Origin of the sequence: Herbaspirillum hiltneri N3, assembly GCF_001267925.1 — a bacterium.
Taxonomy (GTDB): domain Bacteria; phylum Pseudomonadota; class Gammaproteobacteria; order Burkholderiales; family Burkholderiaceae_D; genus Herbaspirillum; species Herbaspirillum hiltneri.
Genome location: NZ_CP011409.1, coordinates 244,453 through 267,843, shown reverse-complemented (window position 1 = coordinate 267,843; position 23,391 = coordinate 244,453). Strand labels below are relative to the sequence as shown.

Sequence of the window (23,391 nt, the reverse complement as noted above, 5' to 3'; positions counted from 1 at the left end):
GTAACGCACCTGTGAACCAACACACCACCGTCTCCGTTATTACGGTCTGCTACAACAGCGCGACCACCTTGGCAGCCGCCTTGCAGTCGGTTGCCGGTCAGACCTGGCCGCACATCGAGCATATTGTGATCGACGGTGGCTCAAAAGACGCGACACATGAAATCCTGGCACAATTTCCGCATCTGGCGCAGGTTGTCAGCGAGCCTGACAAAGGCATATATGACGCCATGAACAAAGGGTTGGCGCTGGCCCGCGGAGACATCATCTGCTTCCTGAATGCAGACGATCAGTATGCATCGCCGGAAGCGCTCGCGACCGTCGCGCAAGAAATGGCGGGACATCAGCTTGATGCCTTATTGGGCGATGTCGCTTTTTTCCATCCGGGCAAACCGGACAAGGTTGTGCGCCGCTACCGATCCGCCCGTTTCAGCCCGGCGCGACTGGCATGGGGGTGGATGCCGGCGCATCCCGCCTTGTTCCTGCGCCGGTCGGTGGTGGACCGGGTTGGAAAATTCAGGACGGACTATCGTATTGCAGGCGATTTCGAGTTCATCATTCGTGCTTTTTATCAGGCCAACCTGCGCTACCGTCATCTGTCGCAAGTGTTTGTCAACATGCAGACCGGCGGTGTCAGTACCGCAGGCCTGCGCTCCAAGATCTTGTTGAACCAGGAAGTCTTGCGTGCTTGCCGGGACAACGGTATCCGCACCAATATGCTCAAAATCCTGTCAAAATACCCTGCCAAATTACTTGAATTGATTGTTCGATAGGCTGAGCTAACGAGAGATCACTGAAATAAAAAAAGGGCACTCGCCCTTTTTTTACGCCTGACTTTTCCCCATATCCATGGGGCATTGATCTCGTCAACCAGGGCAATTTTCCGTGATTAAAATTCCCGTCGATTAATCAATTGCATCAAATATCTTCCGTACCCGCTCTTCTCATAAGGTCGGGCGAGTTGTTCAAGTTGAGCAGCGTTAATATATTCTTTGCGATACGCAATTTCTTCCGGACATGCGATCTTCAGCCCCTGCCGGTTCTCGATTGTAAAAATGAATTGCCCCGCTTCCAGCAATGATTCATGTGTGCCGGTATCCAACCAAGCCATGCCCCGCCCCATCAATTCAACATCCAGCTGATTGCGCTCCAGGTAAATGCGATTGACGTCGGTAATTTCCAACTCACCTCGTGCCGACGGCTTAATGCTCGCTGCGATGTCCAGCACCTGATTGTCATAAAAATATAGTCCGGTCACCGCATAGTTTGATTTCGGTCGCGCCGGCTTTTCTTCTATGCTGACGGCCTGCCGGTGTGCATTAAACTCGACTACGCCATAGCGTTCCGGGTCATGGACGTGATAGGCGAAGACGGAAGCGCCTTCAGTGCGTTCCGACGCTGTATGCAGCTGTGCTTCAAAATCATTGCCGTAAAAAATGTTGTCGCCCAAAATTAACGCCGAAGGCTTGTCTCCAATAAATTCGCGGCCAATGGTGAACGCCTGCGCCAAACCATCCGGTGACGGCTGAACTGCATACGACAGACTGATGCCCCACTGTGACCCATCGCCTAACAGTTCGCGAAACCGAGGCGTGTCATGCGGAGTGGAAATAATCAATATTTCCCGCATCCCTGCCAGCATCAGCGTTGTCAGCGGGTAATAGATCATCGGCTTGTCATAAACAGGCAACAGCTGTTTCGATACGGACAGGGTTACAGGATAAAGCCTGGTTCCCGACCCTCCCGCCAGAATGATTCCTTTACGGCCGTTTCCAGCAGAATTGATTGCGCCAGTCATGCAGATTCCTTCTCAGCCATGCGCTGATTGTAGTTTGTCTCAATCCACTTCAAATAGTCACCAGACTGCACATCGGCGACCCAGTCTTGATGTGCCAGGTACCATTGCACTGTTCTTTCAATGCCAGTCTCGAATGTCTCGACAGGCCGCCATCCCAACTCGCGTTCGATCTTGCTCGCATCGATCGCATAACGCCGATCATGTCCTGGCCGGTCCGTAACGAACGTGATCTGATCGCGATAACTGCCACTTTTCTTCGGATCCATCCGATCCAGCATATCGCACAAGATGTGGACAACGTCGAGGTTGGCTTTCTCATTCCAGCCGCCGATGTTATACACCTCACCTGGCATGCCTTTGTCGAGTACGCAACGAATTGCTGCACAGTGATCCCCGACATACAACCAGTCGCGCACCTGCTGCCCGTCGCCATAGATCGGTAGCGATTTGCCGGCGCGAGCATTGGTGATGATCAAGGGGATCAATTTCTCGGGAAAATGGTAAGGGCCGTAGTTGTTGGAACAATTGGTTGTCAGCGTCGGTAGACCGTAAGTGTGATGGTACGAGCGCACCAGATGATCGGAGGCAGCCTTGGACGCCGAGTAGGGGCTGTTGGGCGCGTAGGCGGTGGTCTCGGTGAATGAGGCGTCGCCAGCGCTCAGGCTGCCGTACACTTCATCGGTCGATACGTGCAAAAAACGGAAATCGCGTTGCTCCTGCCCAGGCAATTCACTCCAATAACCGCGTGCGGCCTCCAGCAAACTGAACGTTCCATTGATATTGGTGTTGATGAAATCACGAGGGCCGCGGATCGAGCGATCTACATGACTTTCTGCTGCAAAATGGACGATGGCCCGTGGCTTATATTTATTCAGCAATGCTGCAATCGCGTCCTGATCGCAAATATCTTCACGCACGAAAACGTGCCGCTCATCCCCCTGCAACGCCGACAAGTTGCGCAGGTTGCCAGCATAGGAGAGCTTATCAACATTGAGCACAGCCTCGTCAGACTGTGCCACCCAATCGAGCACGAAGTTGGAGCCTATAAATCCGGCACCTCCGGTGACTAGAATCATCTGTTACTCCAAATTTCTCGTAAACGGTAGTCCGACATTTTAACGGGAGAAGTCCCCGGTGACATACGGATGACATAAAACGCCAGAGGCTTTCTTCAGAAAAATTTGGCCGCCGCTGCAAATGTCGCCATTAAACACGGGCGACGATCAACGGAGAGAAGTTCTGTCCGCGTAGCCCTCTCAGTTAAAATACGACATTATCCTCAACAACAGCAACATGCCCACCTACGCCATCGGCGACCTGCAAGGCTGTGGCCAGCAGCTCGACAACTTACTGAATATTATCAATCAGATATCGTCGGATGCGAATCTGATCTTTGTCGGCGACCTGGTCAACCGAGGTCCCCAATCCTTGGAAACCCTGCGTCATCTGCAAGCATTGGAAACACGTTCCAAAGTGCTCCTGGGCAACCACGACCTGCACCTGCTGGCGGTCTCTCAAGGCATTCGTCCGCAGCACAAAACCGATACGCTGGACGACATCCTCAACGCGCCTGACCGCGACGACTTGATCGACTGGGTGCGCCATCGCCCACTGGCCTTGTTTGAGCAAAACCACCTGCTGTTTCACGCTGGCGTATTTCCGCAATGGGATGCCGCCAAGACCATGTCGCTGGCCCACGAAGTCGAAACCATGCTGCGCGGCCCCGACTGGGTCGATTTCCTGCGCCACATGTACGGCAACGAACCGGCAATATGGTCGGACGATCTGCAAGGCTATGACCGCCTGCGCTGCATCATCAATACGCTCACGCGCATGCGTCTGTGCCGGCCCGACGGCGGCATCGACTTCAAGATCAAGGAAGGCCTGGACGCCGCGCCACCGGGCTATGTGCCGTGGTTTGACATGCCTGGCCGCAAGACGGCCGATGTCACGTGTGTATTCGGCCATTGGGCATCGCTGGGACTGACGCTGCGCCCCAACCTGATCGGTCTCGATACAGGCTGCGTCTGGGGCGGCAAGCTTACTGCGGTGCGGCTCGAGGATCGGGCGCTGTTCCAGGTGGACTGCCCGCGGGCGGAGTAGTTTGCGTGAGGTCTTCCGGCAGGTAGCCTAGTCCGTCGGCGACCACCTTGCGCGCCGTCACCGCCAGCTCGCGGCGATGTGCGCCCTCCGTCGGAATGCTCGGCAATTGCGTCAGCTCGGCCGTGATCGAGCCTGCCTGTAATACCGCCAGGATGCTTTCCACGATGGTCGTGTCGCCGATAAAGTCGGCGGCGGCGTGGTAATTTCCCTGCGCATCCAGGTAGCGCAATGCATACGGCTGCACCGGCACCTTGGCGTCCAGCGCCGCTTCGAACAGGTTGGCGTGGAACGGCAGCAGCTTGCCTTGCGCTGCGGTCGTGCCCTCGGGAAAAAACGCCACGCGGTCGCCTGCTTCGATGCTTTCCACGATGCCCTTGAAAATGCGGCGCACGTCGCTGGCCTTGCCGCGCGAAATGAAGATCGTGCCGGTCTTGGCGCACAGCCAGCCGATGAAGGGCCAGCTGCGGATGTCCGACTTTGCCACGAAACGGCACGGCTGCATCGAGTTCACCACGAAGATATCCAGCCACGAAATGTGATTGGCGACGATCAGCGCGCGCGGCGGCGCCGGCGGGCCGGGCAGCGTGCGCACCACCAGCTTGATGCCGCAAATTCCCAGCAACTGATGCGACCAGCGGCGGACATGCCCTTCCCGGCGCGCCGGACCGATCAGGGGAAAGATGAAGGCGCAGATCGCCATGCCGACGAACAGGTGCACCACCATGCGCAATACGCGGAAAACAAGCATGGTTCTTCCGTGTTTAGCGTTCAAATGCGACGTAACCCGACACGATGGTCGCCTTGACCTGGCCGCTCAGCTCATAACCGAGGAAAGGCGTGTGCTTGCCTTGGCTGGCGAGGGCTTTGGCTTCGACGGTCCAGCGTGTCTTCGGATCGAAGATGCAGATGTCGGCGACGTCGCCCACCTTCAGGCCGCCGGCCGGCAAACCGGCCACGCGCGCCGCGTCAGTGGTGACCTTGGCGACCGCCTTGCTGATGGCGTCGGCGGCGCCCATGTCTTCCGCCCACTTGAGCGACAGCGACAGCAGCAGTTCCAGGCCGGTTGCACCCGGCGACGCTTCGCCGAACGGCAGCAGCTTCTCGTCGTCGTCGACCGGCGTGTGGTCAGAGCAGATCGCATCGATAGTGCCGTCCAGCAGCGCCGCGCGGATCGCGTCGCGGTCACGCTGTGAGCGGAACGGCGGATTGACGCGCGCGTTGGAATCGAAGAAGCCGATGTCCATGTCCGACAAATGAATGTGGTGGGCGCCGACGTCGCAAGTCACCGGCAGGCCTTCCTTCTTGGCCGCACGCACCAGTTCGAGTCCGGCAGCCGAGGACATGCGGCACAGGTGGACGCGCGCGCCGGTGGAGCGCACCAGTTCGAAAATGGTGTAGAGGGCGATGGTTTCCGACATCACCGGCACGCCCGACAAACCCAGACGCGAAGCGGCAGGACCGCTGTGCGCGATGCCGTTGCGGCCGAGGTGCGGATCCTGCGGACGCAGCCACACGGTGTAATTGAACGTCTTGGCGTATTGCAGCGCGGACAGCAGCACCGTGGTGTCCAGCACCGGTTCGTCGGCTTGCGAGAAACCGACGCAACCAGCTTCGGTCAGTTCGGCCATTTCGGTCAGCGCCTTGCCCTTGAGGCCCATGGTCAATGCGCCCAGCGGATACACATGCGCCTGGTTGAGCGACTTGGCGCGGTGCTTGAGCATCTCGACCAGGCCTGGCTCGTCGAGCACCGGATCGGTGTCGGGCGGGCACAGTAGGCTGGTGACGCCGCCTTGCATCGCTGCCTGCATTTCGGATTCCAGCGTGGCCTTGTATTCATAGCCCGGCTCGCGCAGGCGCGCGCTCAGGTCGACCAGACCGGGAGCAACCACCAGGCCGCTCGCATCGATGGTCTTGTCGGCAGTGAAGCCGGCCGGCGCCTGGCCGATGCCGGCAACTTTGCCGTCGGCCACGAAGACGTCCTGTTGCGCGTCGATGTTGTTGGCAGGATCGATCAGCCTGCCGTTCTTGATGTGCAGTTTCATGCGCTTATTCCACTCTTGTCCGCGTTGGGACTGACGCAAAACCGCCCCAGCGTCGTTGTGCCTCCTAGTCGTACTACCGTACTGCCTTCGTCGGCACGCCTAGCTGGGACAATTTTGCGTCAGTCCTGTTTGTACCAATAAATTAATTGCCGGCCACGATACTCATCACCGCCATGCGCACCGCGATGCCGAAAGTCACCTGCGGCAGGATCACGGCCTGCGATCCGTCGGCCACGGCGGAGTCGATCTCGACGCCGCGATTCATCGGGCCCGGGTGCATCACGATGGCGTCCGGCTTGGCCAGCGCCAGGCGCTCGGGCGTCAGGCCGTAACTCTTGAAGAATTCCTGCGCCGATGGCAGCAGCGCGCCGCTCATGCGTTCGTTCTGCAGGCGCAGCATGATGATGACGTCGACGTCCTTGAGGCCTTCTTCCATGTTGTGGAAGACGCGCACGCCCATTTGTTCGAGTCCGTTCGGCAGCAAGGTACGGGGGCCGATGGCGCGCACTTCCGGCACGCCCAGCGTGGTCAGGCCGTGGATGTCGGAACGCGCCACGCGGCTGTGCAGGATGTCGCCGACGATCGCCACGCGCAGGTTGGTGAAATCCTTCTTGTAGTGGCGGATCGTGTACATGTCTAGCAAACCCTGCGTCGGATGCGCATGGCGACCGTCGCCGGCGTTGACCACGTGCACGTGCGACTGCTTGGTGTCGATCAGGTGCTTGGCGATCAGGTAAGGCGCGCCCGATTGCGAATGGCGCACCACGAACATGTCGGCGTGCATCGCCGCCAGGTTGTCGATGGTATCGAGCAGCGACTCGCCCTTGCTGGCGCTGGAGGCGGAGATGTTGAGATTGATCACGTCGGCCGACAGGCGCTTGGAGGCGATCTCGAAGGTGGTGCGGGTGCGCGTGGAGTTCTCGAAGAACAGGTTGAACACGCTCTTGCCGCGCATCAGCGGCACCTTCTTCACCTCGCGGTCGCCGATGCTGACGAACGACGACGCCGTGTCGAGGATGTTGGTAATGATGGCTTTGGGCAGACCTTCGATGGTCAGCAGATGTTGCAGTTCGCCGTTCTTGTTCAGTTGTGGATTAAGCATGTACCACCGTCAGGGAAAATCGGCCGTCGTCGGCGCGTTGCAGTTGCAGGGATTGATCGTCGGCGAGCGCGATCGTCTCGGCCAGGAAGTCGGCGGAGATAGGCAGTTCGCGGCCGCCGCGGTCGACCAGCGCCGCCAGCAGGATGCGCGCCGGGCGGCCGTAGTCGAACAGCTCATTGATTGCGGCGCGCGTGGTGCGGCCGGTATAGAGCACGTCGTCGACCAGCACGATGGTGGCCCCTTCGACGTCGAAGCCGATCTGGCTCGGCTTGACGTCGGCACGCAAGCCCTTCTCGGCGAAGTCGTCGCGATAGAAGGAAGCGTCGATGAAGCCGAGCCGGTCATTGAGCTGCAATTCCTTGGCCAGGCGTTCGGCCAGCCATGCGCCGCCGGAATGAATACCGACGATGGCGACCTGTTCGACGCCTTGCAAGCCGGCTTTGATCTGTTGCGCCAGCCTGGCGTACAGCGCTTCTGCATCGAGCGGCGGGAGAGTGTTAGTTGTGCTCATGGGTATCGTCAAAATATTGCTGCAAAATGATGGCCGCGGCCTCGGCGTCAATATGCTCGCCGCGGCGCTGTTCGATGACGGCCGACGAATAACGCTCGTCCACCAGCACCGTTTCGACGCCGAAACGTCCGTGCAATTGATTGGCGAAGCGGCGGCAGCGTACCGTCATTTCATGCTCGGCGCCGTCCGGATGGCTGGGCAGTCCGACGATGCAGCGCGCCGGCGTCCACTCGCTGATCAGCTTGCCGAGTTCGGCAAACTTGCCGTCGTTGGTCGCGGCGCTGATGATGGTGAGCGGCTGGGCTTGCTTGATCAGGGTATTGCCGATTGCCACGCCGATGCGTTTCAAGCCGAAGTCGAAGGCCAGGAGCGTTTCCACGGCGTCTCGCTCAGGCGCGGCCGAAATCGCCGCTGAGCATGATGGGATCGATGCCCAGCAGAGCCAGCGCGGCGGTAAAGCGCTGCTCCACCGGCAAGTCGAAAATGATGGCGGGATCAGCCTTGACCGTGAGCCAGCCGTTGCGGCCGAGTTCTTCTTCCAGCTGGCCGGCGCTCCAGCCGGAGCAACCGAGGCTGACCAGCACCTGATCCGGACCGGCGCCGTGGGCGACCGCTTCCAGCACATCCTTGGAAGTGGTCAGGGAGATGCCGTCGGTCACCTGCAAGGTCGAGGAAAACTGGCTCATCGCCGTATGCAGCACGAAACCGCGTTCGACCTGCACCGGGCCACCGAACATCACCGGGCTGCGATACAGCTCGGGCACGGCGTCAGGCGAATCGTGGATGATTTCCAGCTTGAGATTGATGCGATCGAACAGGACATCCATGGTCATGTCGGTCGGCTTGTTGATCACGACGCCGAGCGCGCCGTTCTGATTGTGCTCGCACAGGTACACCACGGTGCCGCCGAAAATCGGGTCCAGCATCGAGGGCATTGCTATCAGGAAATGATTGGTCAGATCAAACTCGGGGGCGAGTTTGGCGGCCTTGTCGGTACTTGCAGCAAAATCGGAGGTTTCCGTCGCCTCGGAGGCGGCGTCGGAAGTGTCGGCGGAGAAGGCTTTGCGTCGCTTGATCATGCCCGCCATTTTAGCAGTTTTACGGCAAATCCCCCAACCCGGCGGCGAGCCCCGCTGCCCCAGTCGCCGCCGGCTCGCCCGCCGAAGGCGTCAATCCTGCGCCGCCAGCAAGCGCCGCGTCGCCTGCCGCGCTTCCCGTCCCAGCGCCGCCAGGTCGATGCCGGGAATGCCGTCATCCTCGACCACCGCTCTGCCCGCCACGTACAAGGCCTTCAAATAAGGCCGCCCGCCGCCGACCACCGGACCCAGCGCAGGGTCGTGCAGGCCGAAGTAACGCGGGTCGTCCAGGCGGTACAACGCAATGTCGGCCTGTTGTCCGACTTGCAAGCCATCAAGTGCACCCAGCCCAAGCACTCTGGCACCACCGGTCGTGCCCCAGCGCACCACATCTTCCACCGTCGCCGCATCGGCGCCGCCTTCGAAGCTGCCGCCGGCGTAGGAAGGAGTCGCCTCCTGACCGCGACGCGCACGCTGCATCAGCCAGGCAGCATGGGTTTCCGACACCATGTCGGCCGCTTCGTTGGAAGCGGCGCCGTCGACGCCGATGGAAATCGGCACGCCCGCCTCCTCCAGCTGACGGATCGGCGCAATGCCGCTGCCGAGCCGGCCGTTGCTTTGCGGACAATGCGCGATGCCGGTGCCGGTCTTGCCGAGCAAGGCGATTTCGGACGGATCGAGCTTGACCAGATGGGCGAACCAGACGTCGTCACCGAGCCAGTCGCAGCGCTCGGCGAATTCGACCGGCGTGCAATGATGCTTGCCGTGCGCAGTGTCCTGATAGCCGACGGTCTCCGACAGATGACTGTGCAGGCGCACGCCGGCGCGGCGCGCAAAGCCGGCCATGGTGCGCAATTCCTCCGGCGTGGCCGAATACAGCGGCGTGGTCGGCGCCATCACGACGCGGCGCATCGCCATCGGCGACGGGTCGTGATACAGCTTGATCAAGCGCTCCATGTCGGCGAGGTAACCGTCCAGCGTTTCCGGCCGCAGCGCAGTCGGCAATTCGGCTTCCAGCTGGCGTGTCTGGGTCGCGCCGCCCCGGCACAGCACGAAGCGCAACCCCAGCGCTTCGGCCTCCTCAAACAAGATCGCCGAGGTGTCGTACGGCATGCCGGGGTAATACAGATAGTTGTGATCAGCCACCGTCCCGCACCCGGAGCGCATCAGCTCCACCAGTCCGATCCGCACGGCCAGGCGAAACAGCTTCTCGTCGAATCTGGCGCGATAGCGATAGGGCGTCGCCGCCAGCCACGGCGTCAGCGAAGCATCGATCCCCGCCGGATCTCCCTTGAGCATGGACTGGAACAAGTGGTGATGGGTGTTGACCCACGAGGGATAGGCGATGCAATCGGTGGCGTCGACAACGGCCTCGCCCGGCAGCGGTGCCAGTTTGCCGATGGCGCCGATGACGCCGTCCACGACGCGGATATCCGGTCCGGCATGGCGTGCCGCCGCACCGTGCAAGCCGGTCATGATGGCGTCGATGTTGCTGATCAAAAAAGAAGTCGTCATTGTTTTTCAGCCCATTTCACTTTCATGCCATCCGGCCAGCGCCGCGCGCGACAAGGCCATCATGGCGAGGAACAACACGATCCCGGTCACGGTAATCAGGAACAGCGCTGCGAACAGGCGCGGAATATTCAACTGAAAACCCGCCTGCAAGATCTGATAGGCCAGCCCCGATCCGGTGCCGCCGGTACCCGCCACGAATTCCGCCACCACCGCACCGATCAGCGCCAGTCCGCTGGAAATCCGCAAGCCGCCGAAAAAATACGGCAAGGCGCTCGGAATGCGCAAGCGTCGCAATATCTGCCAGCGCGTGGCCTTGTTCAGCCTGAACAGATTCAGCAAACCCGGATTGACGCTGCGCAGTCCCAGCGTGGTGTTGGAGATGATGGGAAACAGCGCCATGATGGTCGCGCAAATCACCAGCGCAAAGGTCGGTTCCTTGACCCAGATGATGATCAGCGGCGCGATGGCGACGATCGGTGTCACCTGCAAGATGATCGCGTAGGGAAAGAGGCTGACTTCGATGAAGCGGCTCTGCACGAATACAAATGCAATCGCCACGCCCAGCAGCACCGACAACACGAAAGCCATGAAGGTGATCTTCAGCGTCACCAGCAGCGATTCGGACAGCAAGCCCCAGTCCGCCGCCAGCGTCCTGGCAATCACGGATGGCGTCGGCACCAGATAGACCGGCACCGCCAGCGCCGTACAAATCAACTGCCATGCCAGCAGCAGCATCACGCCGATCATGAACGGTGCGGCGATGCGCAGGAACTTCGGATTAGTGATGAGCGGTGTCATGCGAGCCTCCTTCCAGGTTCTCTTGATTGGCCTGCGTCAGGTAGTCGGACAGGATCTTGCAATAACCCATGAATTCCGGCGAGATGCGGAAAGCATCGTCGCGCATGCCGCCGGCGCCCGGCGCTTCGATGGGGACATCGGCGATCACCCGCCCCGGCCGCGCCGCCATCACCACCACGCGGCTCGACAGGTACACGGCTTCGTAGATGCTGTGGGTGACGAACACCACGGTCAGGTCTTGCTCGCTCCAGATCTTGCGCAGGTCGGCGTCAAGCTTGTTGCGCGTGAACTCATCGAGCGCGCCGAACGGCTCGTCCATCAGCAACAGATTCGGTTGTGTCGCCAGCGCGCGCGCAATCGAGGCGCGCATCTGCATGCCGCCCGACAACTCCCGTGGGTAAGCACCCTGAAAGCGATCCAGTCCCACCAGCTTGAGCGCCTCCTGTACGCGCGCGTCGCTTTCGGTGCGCAGCATGTGCCGGAGGTCGAGCGGCAGACGCACGTTCTGCTGCACCGACGCCCACGGCATCAGCGTGGCTTCCTGGAACACCATTGCCAGCGTGCGGTCCGGCGTACCCACCGTCGCCAGATTTTTTCCCCACCAGCGGATGTGGCCGTGCGACGGTTCTTCCAGTCCTGCAAACATCTTCAGCAGCGTACTCTTGCCGCAGCCGGACGGACCGAGCAGCGAGACGAACTCGCCGCGCCGGATCTCCAGCTTCACCTCGTCCAGTGCGCGGGTGCCGTTGCGATAGGTCTTTTCCACCCGCTGTGCACTCAGCACGGCGTCGATTGAGGATGCGGGGTCGGCAGCGCCCTGCTCCCATGCCGCCAGTTGCGGCATCGGGTGATCGTCTCGTTTCATCATTGCTCCCGGCCTCTAGTCTTTGCTGCGGAAAACTTCGGTTTCGCCATGCTCTTCCAGCAACTGCAACAGCATGCGGCGCATGATCAGACCCGGGCGGTCGGACGCCATGTGGAACTCCTGCTTGCGGCGCACGTCGATGCAAGCGTCGGGGTCGGTGGCCTCCAGAATCTCGCGGTCTTCCACCAGGATGGGCGCGTCCCAGGCGATCAGCTCGGCTTCGGCGCAATCCTCTTCGGTGTCGTTGCGATACAGCCACTGGGCCAGCATGATGGAACCGTCATCGATAGGCGTGGCGCAGTTGTAGATGATGTGATGGCGGCCCGAGCCCGGATACTGGCAACCGAAGCGGCGCGAAAACGGCAGATACCAGCGGTTGAACATGTGGCGCATGGTGGTGTCGTCGGTGGTGCCGGTGACGCGGTAGCTGGCCGGCACGTTCTTGATCGGCACCAGCGTTTCCGCTTCGAAGCCGTAATCGGTTTCATTGATCTCGTACTTCTCCGGCTTGGGCTGGTCGTACAGGCCGAAGGTGCCGCGATGCACGTAGCTGAAGTGCGAGTTGTCGAAGGAGTTTTCCATCATGCGCAACGCGCTGGTTTCCCAACGTTCGTAGAACTGGAAGATGCGGCGATAACCCGGCGTGGTTTCCTCCGGGAAGAACGGGATGTCGCGCAGCGGCTTCTCCAGCGCCACCCACACGTAGCCGTAACGCTCTTCACAGTAATACGACTGCACCATCGCCCCGGCCGGCACCGAGCCGTCAGCGTTCTGCGGCACGCGCACGCAGGCGCCGGCGCAGTCGAAGGTCCAGCCGTGATAGCCGCACACGATGTTGCCGTTCTCGACGAAGCCCTTCGACAGTTTCGCCGTGCGATGGCAGCATCGGTCCTGCAGGGCAGCCGGCTTGCCCGGCGACTTGAGCCAGACGACGATGTTCTCACCCAGCAGCGTGAAAGGTTTAGGGCCGTCTTCCAGCATGGCGATCGGCATGACCGCGTACCAGAACTTGCGCAAGACTTTCTGTTTCGTAACCAGCATGGTGCAACTCCTTTAAAACCAGCCACGTCTTGCTCTTGCAAAGACATGGCCAAGCGGCCGGCGCGCCATCATGGTCGCCTTCGCCGCAACATCATTCACGGCGCCACAGCCAGTACGCTGGCGGCGCCAAAGGTTTCCTGCACTTTTTGCGTGAGGTAGTCGCCGATGGTGCACGGCGCGTAGCGCGCCGGATGCGCATCGGAACAGCACGACGGCAGGCACGACACCGTCACCGCGTGATCGCCGTCCATGAAGAACGGCAGGGAATAGCGCGGCGCCGGATTGTCGTTGCGCACGCGATGCGCATTGCTGTGATAAATGTCATTGCTCCAGCGCTGCAGCAAATCGCCGATGTTGACCACGAAGCTGCCGTGGATCGGCGTGGCGCGTACCCACTCGCCATCGGCATTGCGCACTTCCAGACCGCCGATGTCATCCTGCGCCAGGATGGTGACGAGTCCCCAGTCGGTATGCGCGCCGGCGCCAATCTGGTTGTGCTGGGCGTCGGCAGGCTGCGGCGGATAGTGCAGCATACGCTGCGTGGCGATCGGCGTACCGAGTGCGAAATCGAAGAAATCTTCCGGCAATTGCAGCGACAGCGCGATGATCGACAGCAAGCGTTGCGACAGAACGCTCATGGCGGCATGGTATTGCTGCGCATGTGCGCGCATGCCGGGCAACTCCTGCGGCCAGAGGTTGTGGCCGTAGCGCAGCACGCCTTGCCGTACGTAAGGATGATCGGGCGGCAGATCCGTGCCGAACTGGAAGCCCTCTTTGAGATCGGTCGGGCCGTCATCCAATGCCTGCGTGCCGATGCGTTCATAACCGAAGCCCGCCGGCGACAGCGACATGTCGACCGCGCGCTTGACGGCATCCGGTGCGGCAAAAAAACGCCGCGCCCAATCGAACTGCCCGTCCACCAGCGCGGACGGCACGCCATGATTGACCAGGTAGAAGAAGCCGACGTCGCGGGCGATCTTGTGGATTTCCCAGGCGACGGCTTCGCGCTTGCCGAGGTCGCTTGAAAACGCATCGGCAAAATCGATGACCGGCAGGCGCTGCACGGTCTTGGGTGGAGTGTAGGGAATCATGGCGTCCTCACGCAAATGAACTTCGGGCATCCGGTCTGCGCCAACCAGCGGCGCAGACCGGCAAACGGCAAATGGCAAACGACCATCCGGCGACACTCAAGGCATCACGTGCATGTCTTTGACGAACTGCGTGGTGTACGCCTTGTGCCAGTCGACGTCGGCCTTCAGCAAGCCGGTCGAGACCATGGTGTCGTAGGTCTTCTTCCAGCGTTCGTCGGTCATGATGCCGATGCCTTGTTTGGCAGCGTCGCCGCCGGTCACGACCTTCAGCTCCTTGAGCTTCTTCACGGCGTAGGCCAGCTGTTCATCGCCCATGTTCTTGTTGTCCTGCTTGATCAGTGCATTGGCCGGTGCAGGATCTTCCAGGTAGCTCTTCCAGCCTTCGGCGGTCGCCTTGACGAAGCGCTTCACGAGATCAGGCTTGGTCGCCACCGTCTTTTGCAGCGTGACGATGGTAGTGCCGTAAGGCGGATAGCCATCCTGTGCAAACAGGAAGAAGTTGGCCTTGGCGCCGGACTTCTCGGCCTGGAACAATTCCGACGACGGGTACGCCTGCTGCACGGTGTTCGGATCGGCGAAGAACGGTTGCAGGTTGAAGGTGTAAGCCTTCGACTGTGCATCGGTGTAACCGTATTTGGCCTTCAACCATGGCCACCAGCTCGATTGGCCAGAGCCCGCCACCAAAATCGTCTTGTCCTTCAGCGCACCGAGATTGGGTACGTCGGCGTGCGTCATCATGCCTTGCAGATCGGATTGAAATGAAGTGCCGACCGTCACCAGCGGCAAGCCCTGCTCAACGCCCTTCAACACGGCGAAGTCGTAACCCATGCTGAAATCGGCCTGGCCGGCGACCAGAATCTGCATGTTGTTGACTTGCGGCCCGCCCATCTTGATGGTGACGTCCATGCCGTACTTCTTGTAGATGCCCTTGGCGACGGCCTGATAGAACCCGCCGTGCTCGGCCTGCGCGTACCAGTTGCTCAGCAGGGTGACCTTTTCCTGTGCCTGCGCCTGCGCTGTCGCAGCAGTCTGCAATGCCAGCACGCCGATCAATGCTGCAGCAATACGGAGGAGAGATGTTCGCTTGCCGTTTGTTTGCTTACTCATGGCCTTCCTTTCAGGTGGGTTGTTGTACGTCAATCGAAAATCAGATATCCAGCACGAGACGTTCGCCGCGACAGCGCGACACGCAGGGCATCAGGCATCGGCCGGCGGCGCGCTCCTTTTCCGTCAGTACGCTGTCGCGATGATCGGGTACGCCTTCCAGCACACCGGTCCGGCAACTGCCGCAAAAGCCTTCTCCGCACGAGGTGCCGATTTGTACGCCTGCCGCCGCCGCGGCGGCGGCGATGCTCTGTCCCGGCTGCACCAGACATTGCACGCCGGAGCGCCGCAGCACGAGTTCGAATGCGCGGTCTTGCGCTGCGTGGGGATCGCTCGCGGGTGCCGTGGAGGCGAACAGTTCGAAGTGCACATCGGCATCGCGCCAGCCAAGCTGCATCGCCTGCTCTCGCACCTGCGCGATGAAGGGAGCCGGACCGCAGACATACAGCGGCGCGGCGCGCGGCAATACGGCCAGGCCGGCAGCGATGGCGATGCCGGCTTCTTCCGCACTCAGACCGAAGTGGAAATGGCAATGCCCCGCCATGGCGGACTGCGACAGCGGAGAGAGAAAGGCGGCATGCCCCATGCTGCGCGCGAAGTAATGCAGCTGCGCGGCGCGTCCCCGGGACAGCAAATCGGCCGCCATGGCATAGATCGGCGTAATGCCGATGCCGGCAGCGAACAGCGCAGCGGGATGCTCACTGTCTTGCAAGGGAAACGCATTGATGGGGCCATAGGCCGTCAGTCGGGCGCCCACGCCGGCGTGTTCATGCAGCCAGGCCGAGCCGCCGCGTGACGCCTCTTCGCGTTTGACGGCGATGCGATAGAAGCCGGTCTCTTCGGGCGTATTGCACAGGGAGTAGCAGCGTTCCAGTCCGCCGGGCAAGGACAGTTTGATATGCGCGCCCGGCGTCCATGCCGGCAAGCGGCGCCCGTCATCGGCGCACAGATCAAAGACGCGGATGCCGTGGCCATCCTCTCGGACTGCAGCCACGCGCAGACGCAATTGCGCGCCGGACTGCACCGGTGTCATGAAGGGCTCGTGCACGGTCGTCATTGCATGACTCCGTGAGGCTGCAACAGCGCTGCGCAATGCGCAAGAGATTCAGGGAGAAAACGATTGCCGCAGACATGAACGCGGCTGCAAGTACATGTAGTACAAGTAGTACATGTACATGCACGAGTACGAGCAAGGGAAGTATGGTTTGAGCAGCATGAGTGCGGAGATCGGCGCAGCATTTCTCGTGTCCTATAAATTCACAGGTGCCACTGGTCCATTCCGATGGCGTCACGAGCAATGCCCCACAGTCGATGGTATCCGGATCGACGGCTAGCCGCTTCTACTCAGTCTTCAAACTAGCAATCTGCGTGCCATGCGCCGGCAGGAGGAGATACGCCGCTTTTGTTGACGGACAAATAAAAAGAGGACGGAAAAATCCGTCCTCAGTGCAAGCAACTGATCCAAATCAGTGCGGCGCCACATCAGCCTTGCTTTCGCCGCCCCAAAAACTGGCGCAGGGAGCAGGCCGGCCCCACTATATAGAGATCAGCCCACGCCGTGCGATTTGAACCATTCGATGGCGCGCTTCCAGCCTTCCTTGGCATCTGCCTCCACATAGCTCGAACGATAGTCGGCGTTGAAGGCGTGACCCGAATTCGGGAACACGATGAACTCGGACTTGTTGCCGGTCTTGGCCAGCGCTTCCTTCATCTGCTCCACGGTCGCGACCGGGATGCCGCCGTCCTTGCCGCCGTACAGGCCGAGCACCGGCGCTTTCAGGGTCGGCGCGATGTCGATCGGATGCTGCGGTTGCAGCGCCGATTTCTCGCCGACGATGCGTCCGTACCATGCAGCGCCGGCCTTGATCTTCGGATTGCGCGCGCTGTACAGCCAGACGATGCGGCCGCCCCAGCAGAAGCCGTTGATGCCGATCTTGTCCGGATTGCCGCCGTTCTGGCCGGCCCAGGCGACGTAGGCGTCGAGGTCGCCGAACACTTGCTCGTCGGGCACCTTGGAGATGATTTCCTTGTTCAGTTCGGCGATGGTCGGGTAGACCGCAGGATTACCCTGACGCACGAAGAAATCCGGCGCAATCGCCAGGTAGCCGAGCTTGGCGAAACGGCGTGCGATGTCGGCAATGTGCTCATGCACGCCGAAGATTTCGGAAATCACCAGGATTACCGGCAAGTTGGTCTTGCCTTCCGGCTGCGCGCGATAAGCCGGCACCTTGGTGCCGTTGACCATCACGCTGACTTCGCCGGCGGTGAGGCCGACGGTGTCGGTCTTGATCATGGTCTGTGCGCAGACCGGCAGCACGGCGGCGGCGAAGCCGGTGCCCAGCGCGGTCTTGATGAAAGTACGGCGATTGCCGGCATCGAGCAGGCCAGTCGTGCCCACCAGGCTGTCTACATCATTCTTCAGATCGTTCATGAAATTCTCCAGGAGTCGGACGTGCAGGAAGTGCAGAAAGTGCGCAAAAACGGGATGAAACCGGCGTAAACAAAAACACGGCCTGCCTTGCAATACAGGCAGGCCCCGGCCGGTGTCTTGGCTAAAAGGTCAACTGGAACTACCGCAAGCATTCTACAAGATACGAAGACTTGCGACAGGCAGGCGTCACGCCGCCATCGCGCCCGGCAGCTCTGGATGCATCGGCGTGATGTCGATGGTCCGCTGCGCCGGCGGCGCGCTCAGCTGGCGGCCATCCAGCTTGAACACGCTGACCAGTGCGGTCAGGTTGGCTGCCTGGTCCTGCAACGACTGCGCCGCAGCTGCGGCTTGCTCGACCAGCGCGGCGTTCTGCTGGGTCATGTCGTCGATCTGGATGATGGCTTCGTTGACCTGTTCGATGCCGCTGCTCTGTTCGCTGTTGGCGCTGGTGATTTCGGACATCACGTCGGTGACGCGGCGGATGCTGGTGACGATGTCGTTCATGGTCACGCCGGCCTGTTCGACCAGCTTGCTGCCGTTCTCGACCTTGCCGACGGAGTCGCCGATAAGCACCTTGATTTCCTTGGCGGCGCTGGCCGAGCGCTGGGCCAGGCTGCGCACTTCCGACGCCACCACGGCGAAGCCGCGCCCTTGCTCGCCGGCGCGCGCGGCTTCGACCGCGGCGTTCAAGGCGAGGATGTTGGTCTGGAAGGCGATGCCGTCGATCACGCTGATGATATCGACCACCTTTTGCGACGACGCGTTGATCGATTCCATGGTCTGCACCACCTGCGACACGATGCTGCCGCCTTGTACTGCGACGTCGGATGCGGCGACGGCGAGCTGGTTGGCCTGCTGCGCATTTTCGGCGTTCTGCTTGACGGTGGAATTTAGCTGTTCCATCGACGAGGCGGTTTCTTCGAGCGAGCCGGCCTGCTGTTCGGTGCGCGACGACAGATCGAGATTACCGCGAGCGATTTCGGTCGAAGCTGTGCTGATGGTTTCGGAACCGACGCGCACCTCTGTGACGATGGCGGCCAGCTTGTCGCGCATGCCCTTCATCGCCATCAGCAGGCTGTCCTTGTCCCCCGGCTTGGTGTCGATGTGCACGGCGAGGTCGCCGTCGGCGATCTGGCCGGCGATCGCTACTGCGTAGTCAGGCTCGCCGCCGAGCTTCTTCAGCAAGTTGCGCGTGATCCACGCTGCCGCGATCAGCGCGGTGATGATGCCGACCGCGCTGGTGACCAGCATGAGCCAGCGCGCAGCCGTGTATGCACTGGTGCTGGCTTGCGAGGCGTCGGTGTTAAGGCGGTCTTCGACTGCCACCAGTGCGGACAGTTCGGTCTGCCATTTCTTTTGCACCGGCAGGTATTCGTCCTTGAGGAATTGCGCCAGTTCATAGGCTTCACGCTTGAGACCGAGATCGACCGCCTGATCGATCAGCTTGTGGGCGATATCGCCCTGCGCCTTGATCTTCTGGATAGCTGCCTTCTTCTCGGCAACAGCCCCCGTATCCTTGTCGAACATGGTGCGAAGCTTCTGCTCCGAGCTCTGATATTTCTGTGTCTGCGCCTTGATGTAGGCGGCTTCTCTTTCGATGTCGTCGGAACCACCCTGCAGCATCAGGTTACGCAGCGAGATGGAGCGTTCCGAAACCGTGCCCATCATTTCGTTGACCAGTTTGGTCTCAGGATTGTTCACCTCGACCACATCGAGGAACCGCCGCTGCATCTGGTCCATGTTGTACAAGCCGAACGCAGTCACCGCGATCAGCAGCAATACCACCCACGCGAACCCCAGCCCCAGCCGTGTCCCCACCTTCATCCCTGCAACCATTGACGCCTCCTCGTTTCTGCTTGTCCGAGAAGCGGTCGCCCGCGAATGTCCGCCGAATCCGTCGTCTTGCCTATGCCTGTGTTTCCGTCGACGCAACAGCCAACTTCACCGCAACAGCTTCGTGTCTCTACTACGTTTGTGTTTGTTATCCCAAGCGGCATCGGGCGATGCCGTTGTTGCAACTTTTATCGTTATTCGTTTTATCTTGTATTTCCGGCAAGTGTATCCCTGCTTCCGAAAATGCATTTTGCATCAATCTGCGTTGTCGTGCATCAATATAAATTCATGTGAAAAGATGACGCTCCGAGTACCTGCCAGTGCTCAATGGCCTGGTGAAGCGTAGCGAGCGCGCCCGTGTGCGGCCGAGGAGCGGAGTCGTACGCGAGTACGTCGAGCACCGCAGGCCGTACACGGGCGCGCGCAGTAGCTTCACCAGGTCATTAATGGGCTTGGTCCCAGTTTTTGCCGGTCCCCACTTCGGCGATCAGCGGCACCTTGAGCTCCGCAACATTTTTCATCAGTTCCGGTAGTTTTTCGCGCACCAGCGCCAGCTCCGCATCTGGCACTTCCATCACCAGTTCATCGTGCACCTGCATGATCAGTTTGGATTGCAGGCCGTCACGCTCGATCCAGCCTTGCACGGAAATCATTGCCAGCTTGATCAGGTCCGCGGCGGTGCCCTGCATCGGCGCGTTGATCGCTGCCCGTTCGGCGCCCTGGCGGCGCGGGCCGTTGGGCGAGTTGATCTCGGGCAGCCACAGGCGGCGGCCGAATACGGTTTCGACGTAGCCCTGCGACTTGGCTTCAAGGCGCGTGTTGTCCATGTATTGCTTGACGCTGGAGAAGCGCTGGAAATACTTGTCAATGTACATCTGCGCCGCCGAACGTTCGATGCCGAGATTGCCGGCCAGGCCGAAAGCGCTCATGCCGTAGATCAGGCCGAAGTTGATGACCTTGGCATAGCGGCGCTGCTCGCTGGTGACGTCGCCGAGACCGACGCCGAAAATTTCGGCGGCGGTGGCGCGGTGAATGTCTTCGCCGTCTGCAAAGGCCTTGAGCATGTTCGCGTCTTCCGAGATGTGCGCCATGATGCGCAACTCGATTTGCGAATAGTCGGCGGAAACGATCGTGCTGCCCGGCGGTGCGATGAAGGCTTCGCGGATGCGGCGGCCTTCGGCGGTGCGAATCGGGATATTTTGCAGGTTGGGATCGTTGGACGCCAGCCGGCCGGTGACGGCCACGGCTTGGGCATAGTTGGTGTGCACGCGGCCGGTGGTCGGATCAACCATCTTCGGCAGCTTGTCGGTGTAGGTCGACTTCAGCTTGGACAAGCCCCGATAGTCGAGCAGGATTTTCGGCAGCGGATAATCTTCGGCCAGTTTCTGCAGTACCTCTTCATCGGTGGACGGCGTGCCGGACGGCGTCTTTTTGACGACCGGCAATTGCAGTTTCTCGAACAGGATTTCACCGAGCTGCTTGGGTGAATTCAGGTTGAACGGCTGACCCGCGAGTTCATACGCCTGCTGCTCGATCTCGAGCATGCGCTTGCCGAGTTCATTCGATTGCGTGGCGAGGATGGCGGCGTCGATCAGTACACCGTTGCGCTCGATCTTTTGCAGCACCACCGAGGTCGGTACTTCGATTTTTTCGTAGATATAGCGCAGCTTGGCGTCGTTCTCGACTTGCGGCCACATGGCCTGGTGCAGCGCCAGTGTAACGTCGGCATCCTCCGCCGCATAGTCGGTGGCGCGTCCGATCTCGACCTGGTCGAAACCGATTTGCGAAGCGCCCTTGCCGCACACGTCGGTGTAGCTGATCGTGGTGCGGTTCAGATGGCGCAGCGCCAGGCTGTCCATGTCGTGCGTGCGGTGCGATTCGAACACATAGGATTCCAGCAGCGTGTCGTGCACGATGCCACGCAACTGTATGCCCTGGTTGGCGAAGATGTGGCTGTCGTATTTGAGATTCTGTCCGAGCTTGGGCTTGCTGTCGTCCTCCAGCCAAGGCTTGAGCCTGGCCAGCACCAGTTCGCGCGGCAGTTGCGCCGGCATGTCCTGGTAGTTGTGCGCGACCGGAATGTAAGCCGCACGCCCCGCTTCGCAGCACAGCGAAATGCCGACCAGTTGCGCCTGCATGGGAACCAGCGAAGTTGTTTCGGTGTCCACCGCAGTGAGCTTGGCCGCATTGATGGTGGCGATCCAGGCATCGAGTTGCGCTTCGGTCAGGACGGTTTCGTATTCCTTGGCGATCGCTGCGCTGGCGTCGAACAGGCCGACTTGCGCGGGACCTGTGGCAGCATCGGCGGCGACCGCGCCGGTTGCAGATGCAGATGCCGGCTTGGCTGCAGCATCGGCACCCGAAGCTGAAGCCGCGTCCAGCTCGCGCAGCCAGGTGCGGAAGTTGTAGCGCGTGAAAATCTCGCGCAGCGCCGCATTGTCATTGGGTTGCACGGTGAGCGACTCAAGGATGGTGCCCATGTGCGCCGACAGATCGCAGTCGGTCTTCACGGTCACCAGCACGCGCGCTTGCGGCAGCCAGGGCAAGGCCTTGCGCAGGTTCTCGCCGACCACGCCGCTGATCTTGTCGGCGTTGGCAATGACGCCGTCGAGCGAGTCGTATTGGGTGAGCCATTTCACGGCGGTTTTGGGGCCGCACTTTTCGACGCCGGGAACGTTGTCGACAGTGTCGCCGATGAGGCTGAGGTAATCGACGATGCGTTCCGGCGGTACGCCGAATTTGCCGATCACGCCGGCGCGATCCATGGTTTCGTTGCTCATGGTGTTGACCAGCGTGACGTGGTCGTTGACCAGTTGCGCCATGTCCTTGTCGCCGGTGGAGACGATGGTCTTGAGTCCTTCTTCGGCGGCGCGCACGCCCAGCGTGCCGATGACGTCGTCGGCCTCGATGCCTTCGACCATCAAGATCGGCCAGCCGAGCGCGCGCACGGCTGCGTGGATCGGTTCGATTTGCAACGCCAGATCTTCCGGCATCGATTTGCGTGTAGCCTTGTACTCGGCGTACAGGTCGTCGCGGAAAGTCTTGCCCTTGGCGTCGAATATACAAGCGATGTAACTTGCAGGATAATCATTACGCAGTCGGCGCAGCATATTGATGATGCCGTACAACGCACCGGTCGGCGCGCCTTCCGCGTTACGCATGTCGGGCAGAGCATGGAATGCACGATAGAGGTAACTGGAACCATCAACTAACAACAAGGTTTTTTGCATATGGAACTTAGAGGAAAAAATGTCCCGCGACTGCGGGAAGTGGATGACATCGAGCGCGCCACCGCCAAGAAGGCGCGCGAGTCATGGCATGTACTCACGATTATGGCAGAATTTATCGAGTCCACCGAGCGCCTGTCCGAGCTGCGGCCGGCGGTTTCCATCTTCGGTTCCGCCCGCACAAAACCGGACGATCCGCATTATGCCTTGTGCATCGACATCGCCCGGCGCCTGTCGGACGCCGGCTTTGCGGTGATCTCGGGCGGCGGCCCGGGCATCATGGAAGCGGCCAACAAGGGCGCCTTCGACGGCGCCTCGCCATCGGTCGGCCTCAACATCGAACTGCCGCATGAACAGCACGGCAACGGCTGGCAGGACATCTCGCTGTCGTTCCGCCATTTCTTCGCGCGCAAGGTCGCCTTCGTCAAATACGCCGATGCCTACGTGGTGCTGCCGGGCGGCTTCGGCACGCTCGACGAACTGACCGAAGCACTGACGCTGATGCAGACCGGCAAATCGCGCCTGATGCCGGTGATCCTGGTCGGCAGCAAGTTCTGGGCAGGCCTGATGGAGTGGATCCGTACGCGCCTGGTCGACGACGGCATGATTTCCGCGAAGGACCTTGACCTGTTGCAGGTGATCGACGATCCGGCCGAAGTCGTGGTGGCGGTGCAGAAGTTCTACGAAGCGCGCCAAAAACCGGCGGATCCGGAAGATACGGAACGCCAGACCGGCATGTATCTGTAGTTTCCCCGCATCGTCGAAAACGCCAGCCCGCAACGCATGTTCCGGCTGGCGTTTTTTATGGACAACGAATAGTAATTTTTCTACAACTCCGCTGTAATCGTCGCATAATC

Annotated in this window: 21 protein-coding genes; 3 read left to right on the top strand and 18 right to left on the bottom strand. The window is 60.7% G+C overall.

Annotated elements, in window-relative coordinates; all coding sequences use genetic code 11:
• Window positions 1-11 precede the first annotated feature (11 nt).
• Window positions 12-770 carry a glycosyltransferase family 2 protein gene (locus tag F506_RS01200; RefSeq protein ID WP_053194971.1) on the top strand — a complete coding sequence of 253 codons (759 nt, stop codon included), beginning with the start codon at window positions 12-14 and terminating at the stop codon, window positions 768-770.
• A 116-nt stretch (window positions 771-886) separates the two neighbouring features.
• Here F506_RS01200 and rfbA read toward each other — a convergent pair whose 3' ends face one another.
• Complete coding sequence (rfbA, locus tag F506_RS01195; protein ID WP_053194970.1) at window positions 887-1,795, bottom strand: glucose-1-phosphate thymidylyltransferase RfbA; 909 nt, start codon at window positions 1,793-1,795, stop codon at window positions 887-889.
• A complete protein-coding gene (rfbB, locus tag F506_RS01190; RefSeq protein ID WP_053194969.1) occupies window positions 1,792-2,871 on the bottom strand; it encodes a dTDP-glucose 4,6-dehydratase in 1,080 nt (359 codons plus the stop codon). Before rfbB ends, rfbA begins: the two co-directional genes overlap by 4 nt.
• Before the next feature lie 217 nt (window positions 2,872-3,088).
• On the opposite strand from rfbB, the gene F506_RS01185 reads away from it, so the two are divergent.
• Entirely contained in the window at window positions 3,089-3,898 is an 810-nt protein-coding gene (locus F506_RS01185; RefSeq protein ID WP_053194968.1) for a symmetrical bis(5'-nucleosyl)-tetraphosphatase, read from the top strand.
• Here F506_RS01185 and F506_RS01180 read toward each other — a convergent pair.
• From F506_RS01180 to polA, 16 genes are all read right to left on the bottom strand, one after another.
• The gene (locus F506_RS01180; RefSeq protein WP_053194967.1) at window positions 3,837-4,646 is read right to left on the bottom strand and encodes a lysophospholipid acyltransferase family protein; all 810 of its coding nucleotides are present in this window, start codon (window positions 4,644-4,646) and stop codon (window positions 3,837-3,839) included. The two genes, F506_RS01185 and F506_RS01180, sit on opposite strands and share 62 nt — an antisense overlap.
• A gap of 13 nt (window positions 4,647-4,659) precedes the next feature.
• Window positions 4,660-5,940: a dihydroorotase gene (locus F506_RS01175; protein WP_053194966.1), complete on the bottom strand. Its 1,281-nt coding sequence runs from the start codon at window positions 5,938-5,940 to the stop codon at window positions 4,660-4,662.
• Window positions 5,941-6,082: 142 nt separating this feature from the next.
• Window positions 6,083-7,042, bottom strand: a complete 960-nt coding sequence (locus F506_RS01170; RefSeq protein WP_053194965.1) for an aspartate carbamoyltransferase catalytic subunit — start codon at window positions 7,040-7,042, stop codon at window positions 6,083-6,085.
• Window positions 7,035-7,553 (bottom strand): bifunctional pyr operon transcriptional regulator/uracil phosphoribosyltransferase PyrR, encoded by a 519-nt coding sequence (gene pyrR, locus F506_RS01165; RefSeq protein ID WP_053194964.1) that lies wholly within the window; start codon window positions 7,551-7,553, stop codon window positions 7,035-7,037. The genes F506_RS01170 and pyrR overlap by 8 nt, the downstream gene beginning before the upstream one ends.
• Window positions 7,540-7,932, bottom strand: coding sequence for a Holliday junction resolvase RuvX (gene ruvX, locus F506_RS01160; RefSeq protein ID WP_053194963.1), 393 nt, complete (start codon window positions 7,930-7,932; stop codon window positions 7,540-7,542). Before ruvX ends, pyrR begins: the two co-directional genes overlap by 14 nt.
• A 10-nt stretch (window positions 7,933-7,942) precedes the next feature.
• Window positions 7,943-8,641 carry a YqgE/AlgH family protein gene (locus F506_RS01155; protein ID WP_053194962.1) on the bottom strand — a complete coding sequence of 233 codons (699 nt, stop codon included), beginning with the start codon at window positions 8,639-8,641 and terminating at the stop codon, window positions 7,943-7,945.
• Window positions 8,642-8,722: 81 nt separating this feature from the next.
• Window positions 8,723-10,144 carry an amidohydrolase family protein gene (locus F506_RS01150; protein WP_053194961.1) on the bottom strand — a complete coding sequence of 474 codons (1,422 nt, stop codon included), beginning with the start codon at window positions 10,142-10,144 and terminating at the stop codon, window positions 8,723-8,725.
• A 6-nt stretch (window positions 10,145-10,150) separates the two neighbouring features.
• Window positions 10,151-10,942 (bottom strand): ABC transporter permease, encoded by a 792-nt coding sequence (locus tag F506_RS01145; protein WP_053194960.1) that lies wholly within the window; start codon window positions 10,940-10,942, stop codon window positions 10,151-10,153.
• Window positions 10,923-11,807, bottom strand: a complete 885-nt coding sequence (locus F506_RS01140) for an ABC transporter ATP-binding protein (RefSeq protein ID WP_053201119.1) — start codon at window positions 11,805-11,807, stop codon at window positions 10,923-10,925. The genes F506_RS01145 and F506_RS01140 overlap by 20 nt, the downstream gene beginning before the upstream one ends.
• A 15-nt stretch (window positions 11,808-11,822) precedes the next feature.
• On the bottom strand, window positions 11,823-12,848 hold the full coding sequence (locus tag F506_RS01135; protein ID WP_053194959.1) for an aromatic ring-hydroxylating dioxygenase subunit alpha: 1,026 nt from the start codon (window positions 12,846-12,848) through the stop codon (window positions 11,823-11,825).
• A 95-nt stretch (window positions 12,849-12,943) separates the two neighbouring features.
• Window positions 12,944-13,969 carry an isopenicillin N synthase family dioxygenase gene (locus tag F506_RS01130; RefSeq protein ID WP_235471320.1) on the bottom strand — a complete coding sequence of 342 codons (1,026 nt, stop codon included), beginning with the start codon at window positions 13,967-13,969 and terminating at the stop codon, window positions 12,944-12,946.
• Window positions 13,970-14,035: 66 nt separating this feature from the next.
• Window positions 14,036-15,046 carry an ABC transporter substrate-binding protein gene (locus F506_RS01125; protein WP_053194958.1) on the bottom strand — a complete coding sequence of 337 codons (1,011 nt, stop codon included), beginning with the start codon at window positions 15,044-15,046 and terminating at the stop codon, window positions 14,036-14,038.
• A 40-nt stretch (window positions 15,047-15,086) separates the two neighbouring features.
• Window positions 15,087-16,100: a PDR/VanB family oxidoreductase gene (locus tag F506_RS01120; RefSeq protein ID WP_053194957.1), complete on the bottom strand. Its 1,014-nt coding sequence runs from the start codon at window positions 16,098-16,100 to the stop codon at window positions 15,087-15,089.
• A gap of 489 nt (window positions 16,101-16,589) precedes the next feature.
• Complete coding sequence (locus F506_RS01115; RefSeq protein WP_053194956.1) at window positions 16,590-17,474, bottom strand: dienelactone hydrolase family protein; 885 nt, start codon at window positions 17,472-17,474, stop codon at window positions 16,590-16,592.
• Window positions 17,475-17,660: 186 nt separating this feature from the next.
• Window positions 17,661-19,310, bottom strand: coding sequence for a methyl-accepting chemotaxis protein (locus tag F506_RS01110; RefSeq protein ID WP_053194955.1), 1,650 nt, complete (start codon window positions 19,308-19,310; stop codon window positions 17,661-17,663).
• Window positions 19,311-19,750: 440 nt separating this feature from the next.
• Window positions 19,751-22,537, bottom strand: coding sequence for a DNA polymerase I (gene polA, locus F506_RS01105; protein ID WP_053194954.1), 2,787 nt, complete (start codon window positions 22,535-22,537; stop codon window positions 19,751-19,753).
• Here polA and F506_RS01100 point away from each other — a divergent pair, their 5' ends adjacent.
• Window positions 22,538-23,281 carry an LOG family protein gene (locus F506_RS01100; RefSeq protein WP_053194953.1) on the top strand — a complete coding sequence of 248 codons (744 nt, stop codon included), beginning with the start codon at window positions 22,538-22,540 and terminating at the stop codon, window positions 23,279-23,281. It abuts the gene before it with no gap.
• Window positions 23,282-23,391: the final 110 nt, after the last annotated feature.

Excerpts from the sequence above, each read along its gene's own strand:
- F506_RS01110 (WP_053194955.1), bottom strand. The coding sequence starts at position 19,310 with ATGGTTGCAGGGATGAAGGTGGGGACACGGCTGGGGCTGGGGTTCGCG.
- F506_RS01115 (WP_053194956.1), bottom strand. The coding sequence starts at position 17,474 with ATGAACGATCTGAAGAATGATGTAGACAGCCTGGTGGGCACGACTGGC.
- rfbB (WP_053194969.1), bottom strand. The coding sequence starts at position 2,871 with ATGATTCTAGTCACCGGAGGTGCCGGATTTATAGGCTCCAACTTCGTG.
- F506_RS01120 (WP_053194957.1), bottom strand. The coding sequence starts at position 16,100 with ATGACGACCGTGCACGAGCCCTTCATGACACCGGTGCAGTCCGGCGCG.
- F506_RS01170 (WP_053194965.1), bottom strand. The coding sequence starts at position 7,042 with ATGCTTAATCCACAACTGAACAAGAACGGCGAACTGCAACATCTGCTG.
- F506_RS01100 (WP_053194953.1), top strand. The coding sequence starts at position 22,538 with ATGGAACTTAGAGGAAAAAATGTCCCGCGACTGCGGGAAGTGGATGAC.
- F506_RS01125 (WP_053194958.1), bottom strand. The coding sequence starts at position 15,046 with ATGAGTAAGCAAACAAACGGCAAGCGAACATCTCTCCTCCGTATTGCT.
- pyrR (WP_053194964.1), bottom strand. The coding sequence starts at position 7,553 with ATGAGCACAACTAACACTCTCCCGCCGCTCGATGCAGAAGCGCTGTAC.
- F506_RS01180 (WP_053194967.1), bottom strand. The coding sequence starts at position 4,646 with ATGCTTGTTTTCCGCGTATTGCGCATGGTGGTGCACCTGTTCGTCGGC.
- F506_RS01135 (WP_053194959.1), bottom strand. The coding sequence starts at position 12,848 with ATGCTGGTTACGAAACAGAAAGTCTTGCGCAAGTTCTGGTACGCGGTC.
- F506_RS01145 (WP_053194960.1), bottom strand. The coding sequence starts at position 10,942 with ATGACACCGCTCATCACTAATCCGAAGTTCCTGCGCATCGCCGCACCG.
- F506_RS01185 (WP_053194968.1), top strand. The coding sequence starts at position 3,089 with ATGCCCACCTACGCCATCGGCGACCTGCAAGGCTGTGGCCAGCAGCTC.
- F506_RS01140 (WP_053201119.1), bottom strand. The coding sequence starts at position 11,807 with ATGAAACGAGACGATCACCCGATGCCGCAACTGGCGGCATGGGAGCAG.
- F506_RS01175 (WP_053194966.1), bottom strand. The coding sequence starts at position 5,940 with ATGAAACTGCACATCAAGAACGGCAGGCTGATCGATCCTGCCAACAAC.
- F506_RS01150 (WP_053194961.1), bottom strand. The coding sequence starts at position 10,144 with ATGACGACTTCTTTTTTGATCAGCAACATCGACGCCATCATGACCGGC.
- rfbA (WP_053194970.1), bottom strand. The coding sequence starts at position 1,795 with ATGACTGGCGCAATCAATTCTGCTGGAAACGGCCGTAAAGGAATCATT.
- F506_RS01155 (WP_053194962.1), bottom strand. The coding sequence starts at position 8,641 with ATGGCGGGCATGATCAAGCGACGCAAAGCCTTCTCCGCCGACACTTCC.
- F506_RS01130 (WP_235471320.1), bottom strand. The coding sequence starts at position 13,969 with ATGCCCGAAGTTCATTTGCGTGAGGACGCCATGATTCCCTACACTCCA.
- polA (WP_053194954.1), bottom strand. The coding sequence starts at position 22,537 with ATGCAAAAAACCTTGTTGTTAGTTGATGGTTCCAGTTACCTCTATCGT.